This window comes from Burkholderia sp., assembly GCF_018375725.1.
Classification (GTDB): domain Bacteria; phylum Pseudomonadota; class Gammaproteobacteria; order Burkholderiales; family Burkholderiaceae; genus Burkholderia.
Window position 1 is genome coordinate 1 of the sequence record NZ_JAHACR010000146.1, and the last position, 9,875, is coordinate 9,875.

The 9,875-nt window shown below is 65.5% G+C and carries 11 protein-coding genes; 4 read left to right on the top strand and 7 right to left on the bottom strand.

Translation table 11 applies throughout. The annotated features are described in order from the left end of the window. The 3 genes from KH616_RS15520 to KH616_RS15530 all read left to right on the top strand — a co-directional run. Positions 1-193, top strand: a 193-nt coding sequence (locus tag KH616_RS15520; protein ID WP_292247760.1) for a pyridoxal-phosphate dependent enzyme, incomplete at its 5' end; no start/stop codon positions are given. Between the two features lie 405 nt (positions 194-598). After that, positions 599-1,216: a LysE family translocator gene (locus tag KH616_RS15525; RefSeq protein WP_292247763.1), complete on the top strand. Its 618-nt coding sequence runs from the start codon at positions 599-601 to the stop codon at positions 1,214-1,216. 99 nt (positions 1,217-1,315) lie between these two features. Beyond that, entirely contained in the window at positions 1,316-1,564 is a 249-nt protein-coding gene (locus tag KH616_RS15530) for a hypothetical protein (protein WP_292247766.1), read from the top strand. Between the two features lie 164 nt (positions 1,565-1,728). Here the strand turns inward: KH616_RS15530 and KH616_RS15535 are convergent, their stop codons facing one another. From KH616_RS15535 to pobA, 7 genes are all read right to left on the bottom strand, one after another. Continuing rightward, entirely contained in the window at positions 1,729-3,087 is a 1,359-nt protein-coding gene (locus KH616_RS15535; RefSeq protein WP_292247769.1) for an MFS transporter, read from the bottom strand. A 201-nt stretch (positions 3,088-3,288) separates the two neighbouring features. After that, on the bottom strand, positions 3,289-3,675 hold the full coding sequence (pcaC, locus tag KH616_RS15540) for a 4-carboxymuconolactone decarboxylase (protein ID WP_292247772.1): 387 nt from the start codon (positions 3,673-3,675) through the stop codon (positions 3,289-3,291). 10 nt (positions 3,676-3,685) lie between these two features. Next, positions 3,686-4,471, bottom strand: a complete 786-nt coding sequence (pcaD, locus tag KH616_RS15545) for a 3-oxoadipate enol-lactonase (protein ID WP_292247775.1) — start codon at positions 4,469-4,471, stop codon at positions 3,686-3,688. Further along, positions 4,471-5,841: a 3-carboxy-cis,cis-muconate cycloisomerase gene (locus KH616_RS15550; protein WP_292247777.1), complete on the bottom strand. Its 1,371-nt coding sequence runs from the start codon at positions 5,839-5,841 to the stop codon at positions 4,471-4,473. The genes pcaD and KH616_RS15550 overlap by 1 nt, the downstream gene beginning before the upstream one ends. Before the next feature lie 81 nt (positions 5,842-5,922). Then, the gene (locus KH616_RS15555) at positions 5,923-6,579 is read right to left on the bottom strand and encodes a CoA transferase subunit B (protein ID WP_292247780.1); all 657 of its coding nucleotides are present in this window, start codon (positions 6,577-6,579) and stop codon (positions 5,923-5,925) included. A 180-nt stretch (positions 6,580-6,759) separates the two neighbouring features. Further along, entirely contained in the window at positions 6,760-7,476 is a 717-nt protein-coding gene (locus KH616_RS15560; protein WP_292247783.1) for a 3-oxoacid CoA-transferase subunit A, read from the bottom strand. 142 nt (positions 7,477-7,618) lie between these two features. Then, on the bottom strand, positions 7,619-8,851 hold the full coding sequence (gene pobA, locus KH616_RS15565) for a 4-hydroxybenzoate 3-monooxygenase (RefSeq protein WP_292247785.1): 1,233 nt from the start codon (positions 8,849-8,851) through the stop codon (positions 7,619-7,621). Positions 8,852-9,073: 222 nt separating this feature from the next. On the opposite strand from pobA, the gene KH616_RS15570 reads away from it, so the two are divergent. Next, the coding region (locus KH616_RS15570; protein WP_292247788.1) for a LysR family transcriptional regulator at positions 9,074-9,875 on the top strand (802 nt) is incomplete at its 3' end.

The following is a 9,875-nucleotide window of genomic DNA, read 5'->3' on the forward strand; positions in this document are numbered from 1 at the left end:
CATTGTTGTCAGCGACCATGATGCGCTGAACGCTTGCAGGCGCTTTCTAGACGACCATCGCATCTTGGTGGAGCCCGCTTGCGGTGCTGCGTTGGCGACAATTTACGGACAAGCACAGGTATTGGAGGAATTCGATCAGGTGCTCGTCGTCGTTTGCGGGGGTTCAACGACAACTGCAGATCAACTCAGGTAATTGAGTAGTGGGAACGCTCTCGGGACCCTGCTGGACATTCGCTCTGCTACTCACCGCCGATATCGCGTCGGATGAATGGTGGAGTCGCAACATCCACCTGCCATCCCGTTCACGGCGAAGGGCCACCGACACCTAGCCAAGTGCCGCGGTGTCGCTGACTCGTGTCCGAATATCCGTGACAGTCCAATCGGCGCTGCAATTAGATTGCTATAGAATATTAAAAGTTGATAGCTTTGTTCAAATACTGCAAAAAAGGTCACCTTTTTTGCAAACCTACAACCGAACACAACCGCCGATCGATCCCCCACCCCGTACCGGAAACCGGCAGACAAACTGTATCGGTACTGTACCGTCAACCGTCGCTACACTGACTCCATCGCCAGCCCTATCGATGGAGAATGTGTCATGGAGTTCATCCCCCTGAGCGCCCTGCCCGCCGGCATGCTGTTCGCGCTCGTGACCACGATCACGCCCGGCCCGAACAACACCATGCTGCTCGCGTCCGGCGTCAATTTCGGTTTCCGGCGCACGATGCCGCATCTGTTCGGCATCAGCATCGGTGTCGCCATCCTGATGCTGTCGGTCGGCTTCGGTCTCGGCGCCGTGTTCAAGCGGATCCCGCTGCTGTACACGCTCCTCGAGGCCGCCAGCGTCGCCTATCTGCTGTATCTCGCGTGGCGGATCGGCACGTCCGGCGAGGTGCAGGCAAACGGCGGCAAGCCGCGTCCGATGACATTCATCGAAGCCGCCGCGTTCCAGTGGATCAATCCGAAGGCGTGGATGATGGTGCTGACCGCCGCGACGACGATCCGTCTGTCCGCCGATTACGGCATGAATGCCGCGTGGATGGCGGTTCTGTTCATGCTGATCGGCCTGCCGTGCATCAGCCTGTGGGCGGCGTTCGGTCTCGGGCTGCGACGTTTTCTGTCGAATCCGCGCGCACTGCGGCTGTTCAACGTCACGATGGCGGCACTGCTTATCCTGTCCCTTTATCCTCTTGTCGGGCACCTGCTGCCGCGATGACCGGCGCCCGTTGAGATTCGCGGCGCACAGGCGTAGGCTTTTATCCCGGGCGCGCGAAACCGGTTGGCAGGCCGAGCCGCCCTTGTCGGGAGAATGCCGATGAAGCCGATGCTGAGGGCTGGCGAACACATCGAAGGCATGCACTGGATTGCCGAATACCATCAACTGACGCACGACATCCGGATATTCCGCGAAGACATCGAGGTCGGCAGGTATGGCGCGCCGCCGACGCTGTTCGGCGAGGAAGAGGACATGGGTTCGCCGAACGTCGCCGATCACCGCAGCCGGGAAGCGGCACTGCGCGCGTACCTGCGCCAGTTCGTCAAACAGCACGACGCGGAAGAATAGCGACGCGCGCCCTGCGTTTCGTCGATTTCCGGACGCGGACGGCGTTCGCCGCCGGGTCGCGCGCATCCGTCTACGCGTTGCGTCACGCCCGGCGCGGCGACGAACGCAGTCATCGGCGCCGCCGAGCCTGCATGCGGCGGCACGACTCGACGGCGGCGGGCCTGTCAGTGTCCGACCGGCTCCGCGTTGCCCGGCGCCGATGCGCGTTCATGCGGCCGCGCCGTCTGCTTGATCAGCAATGCCGCACAGGAGAGCACGCCGGCCACGGCGATCGTCGCGAACACACCCGCGAACGTGAAGTGGCGGCGCGTCAGTTCGGCGACGAGAAACGATCCGGCAATCCCGCCGAAGCGGCCGATACCGAGCATCCACGCGACGCCCGTGCCGCGCCCTTCGGTCGGATAGAACGCGGCCGCAAGCGCGGGCATCGACGACTGTGCGGTGTTCATCAGCACGCCCGCCACGAACACGACCAGCACGAGCATCCCGACATTGCCGGCCGCCTGTCCGATCGCATACACGCTGACGGCCGTCAGCGCATAGCACACCGCGATCACCCGATTCGCATTGAAGCGGTCCATCAGCACACCGCACAGCACGGCGCCCACTCCGCCCAACGGGAACAGCGCCGAGACGAGCGTCGCGCTCTTCGGGGTGAGACCGGCGTCCTTCAGCAGAATCGGCATCCAGTTGATCGATGCGTAAAAGATCACGAGTCCCATGAAGTAGGCGATCCACAGCATCACGGAACCCACGATATACGACCGCGACAGCACGACGCCGAGGCCGGTGCTCCCCGTCTGCGGAGCGGTTTCCGTCATCACGAACGAAGCGGCATCCATCGCGTCGCGCGAAATGCGCGAAAGGGTCGCGCGAATCCGCTCGGCGGACTGTCCGCTGGAAACCATGAAACGCACCGACTCCGGCATCCTGGCCAGCAAGACAGCGCCGAGCAGCAATGGCGCCGCACCGCCCAGCATCAGCACGCTGCGCCAGCCGAAATGCGGAATCATCCACGCGGCGAGGAAGCCGCCGAATGCCGCGCCGAGCGGGAACCCGCAGAACATCAGGTTGATCACGGTCGCGCGACGGCGATCCGGCGAGAACTCGCCCATCATCGTCACGGCATTCGGCATCGCAGCGCCCAGGCCGACGCCGGTAATGAAGCGCAGGACCGTCAGCTGCCCGATGCTCGACGAAAACGCCGATACGAGACAGGCAACGCCGAACAGAAACACCGAACCGAGCAGCAGTGCACGGCGTCCGAGGCGATCGGAGAGCGGACCGGATACGAGCGCGCCACACGCGAGGCCGAAGAGCGCGGCGCTCAATACCGGCGCGAGATCAGGCTTGGTCAGATGCCATTCGGTGAGCAAGGACGGCGCAATGAAGCCGATTGCCGCGGTATCGAAACCGTCCAGCAGGACGATCGCGAAACACAGGCAGAAAATCAGCCGCTGAAAGCCACCGAACGGCTGCTCGTTGATGAAGGTCTGTATGTTGACGACCGCTGCGCGATTCATGGTTTGTCTCCTGTCGGTCGGACTTCGCGCGCGCGTGGTCCGATCCGATGCAAAGCTGTTTTATTTGCGACGCGGCACACGGGCCGCGCACGTCATTCAGTCGCGCATCCGGGACGATGCGCCGCGCGCCGATGCAGGGTCGGCGCATGTGTCATCGACGGCCCGCCGAGGCGAGCCGCCGTCATGGCAGCCAGCCGGACGTCAGCCTGCTGCGTCCTGCTCGCTGAAGATGCTGTCCGCGAGGTGGAATGCCGAGTTCGCCGCCGGCACGCCGCAATAGATCGCGGTCTGCAGCAGCACTTCCTTGATCTCGTCGCGGGTCACCCCGTTGTTGCGCGCCGCGCGCAAATGCAGCGCCAGCTCCTCGCCGCGATTGAGCGCAACCATCATCGCGATCGTCAACAGGCTGCGTGTATGGCGCGGCAGGCCGTCCCGCGTCAAGATCTCGCCCCACGCATAGCTCGTGATCAGATTCTGGAATTCCTCGGTCACCTCCGTGCGGTTCTCGATCGACCGATCGACGTGCGCATCGCCAAGCACCGCGCGACGCACCGTCATCCCCGCTTCGTAACGTTGCTGGTCGTCCATCGCAGGTTCCTCAGGCGATCAGGAATTCGAGCAGCGCGCGGTTGAAATCATCGGCGCACTCGATGTTCGAGATATGCGCCACGTCGAATTCGACATGACGCGCGCCGGGGATCGCGGCGGCCAGCGCGCGGCCCTGGTCGGGCGGCGTCGACAGGTCGTGCGTGCCGGTCACGACGAGGACCGGCAGCGCGATCTGCTTCACTTCCTCCCGCAGGTCGGCAGCGTTCAGCGCGTCGCAGTTCGCCGCGTAGCCATTCTGGTCGATATGCACGAACGTGTCGCGGATTGCATCGAGCAGGCGCGGCTCACGCTCGACGAACGCATTCGTGAACCAGCGTGGCAGCACCGCATCGGCGAGCCCGGCCATGCCTTCGGTGCGCGCCTTCTGCGCACGCGGCCCCCAGATTTCCGGCGAGCCGATCTTCGCAGCCGTATTCGCGAGCACGGCTCGCACGATGCGCGACGGGTAGCGCGCCGCAAGCGCCGCGCCGGTCAGGCCGCCCATCGAAATACCGCAGAAATGGGCGCGTGCGATGCCGACGTGGTCCATCAGGTCGATCACGTCGCCCGCGAGCTGGTCGATCGTGTACGAGCCGGCCGGCGCGTCGGAATGGCCGTGGCCGCGCGTGTCGTAGCGCAGGACGTTGAAGTGCTGCGTGACCGGACGGATCTGCGACGCCCACATCTGCAGATCGGCGCCGAGCGAATTCGAAAAGACGAGCCACGGCGCGTCGCTGCGCACTGCGCGGTCGATCCGGTAATGCAGTTTCACGCCGTTGACGATGGCGAAAGGCATCAGAAGTCTCCTTGGGTCTGGCTCGCGTGGAGCGCGAGTACGGCATCGACGGAGGCCTGCGCCTCGCCGACATAATGTGCGGGGTCGAGCAAACGCGCCAGCGCGTTGGGCGACAGATGCGCCGTCACGGCCGGATCGGCGGCGAGCACGTCGAACAGCGCCGCGCCGCTGCGCACCGCTTCCTTCGACGCCTGCTCGACGAGGTGATGCGCATCGAGCCGGCCGATCTTGTCGCCGAGCGCGAGCATCACGGCTTCGCCGAGTATCAGGCCGCGCGTCAGGTCGAGATTGGCGGCAAGCCGATCGGTATTCACGTCGAGGACCGCGACGATCTGCGCGATCTGCGCAAGCGCGCCGCCCGTGAGCCGCGCGAGGTCGGGCAGCGCGTCCCACTCGGCCTGCCAGCCGCCGAGCGCACGCTCGTGCTCCTGCACCATGCCTGCGAAGACGGTCGCGACGAGGCCCGGCGCGCGCACCGCCGCCGTCAGCACGGCGGCGCACCCGACCGGGTTGCGCTTGTGCGGCATCGTCGACGAGCCGCCCTTGCCTGCTGCGGCCGGCTCGCCCAGTTCGCCGACTTCGGTCTGCATCTGCAGCGATACGTCCCGCGCGATCTTGCCGAGCGTGCCGGTCAGCATACCGAAGCACGCTGCCGCCTCGGCGATGCGGTCGCGCTGCGTGTGCCACGGTACGGCGGGCAGCGGAAGATTCAGATCGCCGGCGAGCGCCGCCGCGACGCCGGATGCGCGCTCGCCCAGGCTCGCGAGCGTGCCCGCCGCGCCGCCGAACTGCAGGACCAGCGCGCGTTCGCGCAACTCGGCCAGGCGCGCACGGTGACGCAGCAGCGCGTCCAGCCATTGCGCGAACTTCAGGCCGAGCGTGATCGGCAGCGCCTGCTGCAGCCAGGTCCGGCCGATCATCGGGGTTGCGCGATGCGCACGGGCGAGCCCGGCCAGCGAGGCGCAGGCCGCATCGAGCATCGGTTCGATCGCGTCGAGGGTGTCGCGCAGCTGCAGCACGGTCGCGGTATCGATGATGTCCTGGCTCGTCGCGCCCCAATGCACGACTTTCGCGGCATCGGGATCGTCTTCCTTCACACACGCGGTCAGTTGCCTGACGAGCGGAATCGCGAGATTGCCGCCGAGTGCGGCGTCGCGTGCGAGGGCATCGATGTCGAGCTTGCCGGCATCGCATGCACGCGCGATCGGCGCGACTGCCGTGGACGGAATCACGTGCTGTCCGGCGAGCGCACGCGCGAGTGCCGCCTCGACGTCGAGCATGCGCTGGACGGTCGCGCGAGGCGACCAGATCCGGTTGAGCGACTCGGTGCCGCAGATGAGGGAAGTGAGGCGGGCGCTGTCTTCGAGCATGGCGTCAGGATGGGAAACGGCGAACGCTTATTGTCCAACGAAGCGGGCCGGCATGGGCGGGTGCGCATGCCGGCGCCCGGCTCATGCCTCGGCTTTTTCCGTCGCGTCGATCAGCGGCACGCCAGTCAGCGCCTGCAATGCGTCGAACGACAGATCGGTGAAAATCTCGCGCACCGCGAGGCCGTCGCTCGTCACATCGAGCACGGCAAGATCCGTATAAATGCGGCTCACGCACTGCACGCCCGTCACCGGATACGAGCATTGCGCGACGATCTTGCTTTCGCCCTGTTTCGTCAGGTGCTCCATCATCACGAACACCTGCTTTGCGCCGATCGCGAGATCCATCGCGCCGCCGACCGCCGGAATCGCATCCGGTGCGCCGGTGTGCCAGTTCGCGAGGTCGCCGGTCGAGGAGACCTGGAACGCGCCGAGCACGCAGTAGTCGAGATGGCCGCCGCGCATCATCGCGAACGAATCCGCGTGATGGAAATACGCGCCGCCCGTCAGCAGCGTGACGTGCTGCTTGCCGGCGTTGATCAGCTCGTCGTCCTCTTCGCCGGGCGCGGGCGCCGGGCCCATGCCGAGCAGGCCGTTCTCGCTGTGCAGGAAGATTTCCTTGCTGGGGTCGAGGTGGTTTGCCACCAGTGTCGGCACGCCAATGCCGAGGTTCACGTACGCGCCTTCGGGGATGTCTTGCGCGACACGCTTGGCCATTTCATCGCGGGTCAGTCGTTTCATTTGGGTTCTCCTGTCGACCCGAGTGAGTGCTTCAGCACTTACTCGGGTCCCATGGCGTGGTTGGCTGGAGTTAGCGCTTCAGCGTTTACTCCAGCCCCACGGCGGTCGGCCCGAGTGAGTGCATCGGCACCCGCTCCGATCCAACGCTTCGCACTCGGATATCGTGCGAAGCCCGAATACTCAAGCAATCTGGTCCGTAGCGCATTCCGCTGCCAGTTCAGCCGCGCGCGTGGCCTGCGGCACTTCGACGATGCGCTGCACGAAGATGCCCGGCGTCACGATGTGCTCCGGATTCAGTCCGCCGAGCGGCACGACTTCCGACACCTGCACGATCGACACCTTGGCGGCGCTGGCCATGATCGGCCCGAAGTTGCGCGCGGTCTTGCGATAGACGAGGTTGCCCCAGCGATCGCCCTTATGAGCCTTCACGAGCGCGAAATCGGCGTGGATCGGCGTTTCGAACACGTAGTGCTTGCCGTCGATCACGCGGGTTTCCTTGCCTTCGGCGAGCTTCGTGCCGTAGCCGGTCGGCGTGAAGAAGCCGCCGATGACTGCGCCCGCCGCACGGATACGCTCCGCGAGATTGCCTTGCGGCACCAGTTCGAGCTCGATCTCGCCCGCCCGGTACAGCGCGTCGAACACCTGCGAGTCGCTCTGGCGCGGAAACGAACAGATGATCTTGCGCACCCGCTTTGCCTTCAGGAGCGCGGCGAGACCGGTCTCGCCATTGCCCGCGTTGTTGTTGACGATCGTCAGGTCGCGCGAACCCTGCTCGATCAGCGCGTCGATCAGCTCGGACGGCATGCCGGCCGTGCCGAAGCCGCCGATCATGATCGTCGCGCCGTCGTGAACGTCGGCGACCGCCGACTGAAACGAATCGAAAATCTTGTTGACCATGTCTCTTCCTGATACGAACCCGCGGCCTGATGCGCGGCCTGTCGAGGAAACACGCGCAAGTCGCGTGCCGCACCGGGCTCGCGTCCGAACCCGGATTTGTTCGATATTCGAACCTAGATTCGATTAGCGAACGATTGGCCGATCATAGAGTCGCGCACAACGCGTTGTCAAGGCGGGATGCCTGGCTGTCGGTCTCGTCATCGAACGGCAGTCCGACGTAGTTCTCGGCAAGCGCCTGCGCAGCGGCCCGCGAGCGTGTCGTGTACTTGAGCTCCGCGAGCTTCAGGCGATTGACGAACGGCGTCTCGTCCGGGGACGCATGCAGCATGTTCGTCATGAAGTACGAGAAATGCTCCGCGCGCCACACACGCTCGGCACACGTCGCTGAATAGGCGTCCAGCAGCGCGACGGTGCCGTCGCGGTAGCGCGCGCCGAGTGCGCGGGCCAGCACGCGGACGTCAGCCACGGCGAGGTTCATGCCTTTCGCGCCCGTCGGCGGCACGATGTGCGCCGCGTCGCCGGCGAGGAACAGCCGGCCGTACTGCATCGTCTCCGAGACGAAGCTGCGCATCGGCGTCACGCTCTTCTGCGTGATGCGGCCCTCCGCCGGCGTCCAGCCGGCGTCGTTCGAAAAACGCGTGTGCAGCTCGTCCCAGATGCGCGTGTCCGGCCAGTCGTCGAGGTTTTCGTCCGGCTTGCATTGCAGGTACAGGCGCGTCACGCTCGGCGAACGCATCGAGAACAGCGCGAAGCCGCGTTCGTGATGCGCGTAAACCAGTTCGTCGAGCGACGGCGGCGCATCGGCGAGGATGCCAAGCCACGCAAAGGGATAGACGCGCTCGAACGTGCGCAGGCGCTCCGCCGGAATGGTCTGCCGCGCAATGCCGTGGAAACCGTCGCAGCCGGCGATATAGTCGCAGTCGATGCGGTCGGGGCGGCCGTCCGCATGCGTGAAGGTGACGAATGGATGCTCGCCGTCCACGTCGTGCAGCGCGACGTCGCTCACCTCGAAATGCATCGCGTGTCCGTGCGCATCGCCGGCCGCAATCAGGTCGCGCACCACTTCGTGCTGGCTGTACACGGTGATCGCCCGGCCGCCGGTGAGCCCGCTCAGATCGATACGGTGACGCTGGCCCGCGAACAGCAGTTCGATGCCGCGATGCTCGAGCCCTTCGCGGCGCATCCGGTCGCCGAGGCCGGCCGCGTTCAGGGTATCGACCGTGCCCTGTTCCAGCACGCCGGCGCGGATCCGGTTCTCGCAATACGCGCGCGACCGGGCTTCGACGAGGACGGTGTCGACGCCTTGCAGGCGCAGCAGATGGGACAGCAGAAGGCCGGACGGACCGGCGCCGATGATCGCAACCTGGGTACGCATTGAGTGTCTCCTATCGGCCGGGGCTGTGCTGTCGACCGGCGTCAGCGTTTGCGCGCCGACTCGGGTTCCGTGCATCGCACCCGGCCCCATGCCTCACGCACTGATCCCGCGCAAAGCTGAACCTTGATTCGAGTAGTGGAATGCATTTCAGCGCTTTTCCGACTATGCGGCAACGCGATTCAGGAGATAAGTTGTATACGTTTCGCGAATACTGGTGTGGCAATGGATGCGCTCGATCTGAACCTGATTCCCTATCTCGTCGCCCTTGACGAAACACGCAACGTCAGCCGCGCAGGCGACCGGCTCGGCGTGAGCCAGCCGCGCGTGAGCGCCGCACTCGGGCGTCTGCGCGACTATTTCGGCGATCCGCTGTTCGTGCGCACATCGCGCGGGATGGAGCCGACGCCGCGCGCACTGGCGCTCCTGCCCGCCGCGCGCGACGCGCTCGCGCAGATCGAACGCGGCCTCGTCGCGCCGCACGACTTCGATCCGGCGGTGAGTACGCATACGTTCTCGATCGCGCTGTCGGACGTCGGCGAAATCGTGTTCCTGCCGAGATTGCTGCAGACATTCTCGACGCGCGCGCCGCATGTCAACCTGCGCTCGGTCTCGCTGCAGCACGACGAAGTCGGACGCGCCCTCGAAGCGGGCAGCATCGATCTCGCGGTCGGCTACTTCCCCGATCTCGACGGCAACAACTTCTTCCAGCAGCGGCTGTTCACGCACCGCTTCGTCTGCCTGATGCGCCGCGGCCACCCGCTCGAAGAGGCGCGGCCGTTTACCGTCGAGCAGTTCCTCGCCTGCGGACACGCGGTCGTGCGTGCCGAGGGACGCAGCCAGGAAATACTCGAGAAATACCTCGCGAAACCGCGGCTGCATCGCCGCGCGGTGCTGGAAACGCCGCACTTCATGAGCCTGCCGTTCATCCTGAGCCGCACCGATCTGATCGCGACGGTGCCGCATGCGATCGGTTACGCGTATGCCGCCGAGCATGCGTTCATCACGCCCGTCGAGCCGCCGCTGC